Below are 269 nucleotides of genomic sequence, written 5' to 3'. Positions count from 1 at the left end.
GTTATTGCGCATATCTCTGGTAAAATGCGTAAAAACTACATCCGAATTCTTACTGGTGATAAAGTAACTGTAGCACTAACACCTTACGATTTATCTAAAGGTCGTATCGTCTTCCGTGCCCGTTAATCACGAGCCTCTAAAAAAACCAGCGTAAGGCTGGTTTTTTTACGTCTGTAATTTACTGCATTTTCAACAACCGCAACTACTCTATCCCCCCCCTCAATTTCAGACTACCTACAACTCGATTATAAGTCCACAGCCCAATATCT

At 40.5% G+C, this 269-nt stretch carries 1 protein-coding gene; it reads left to right on the top strand.

Annotation, left to right across the window (positions count from 1 at the left end; translation table 11 throughout):
* Positions 1-126 (top strand): translation initiation factor IF-1 (gene infA, locus MTCD1_RS19305; RefSeq protein ID WP_088569017.1); only part of this gene is annotated, 126 nt, incomplete at its 5' end.
* Positions 127-269 lie beyond the last annotated feature (143 nt).

It is taken from the genome of Colwellia marinimaniae (genome assembly GCF_002207865.1).
Lineage (GTDB): Bacteria > Pseudomonadota > Gammaproteobacteria > Enterobacterales > Alteromonadaceae > Colwellia > Colwellia marinimaniae.
The sequence above is the reverse complement of the archived record's forward strand: the minus strand, read 5'-3'. Positions and strand labels throughout refer to the sequence as shown.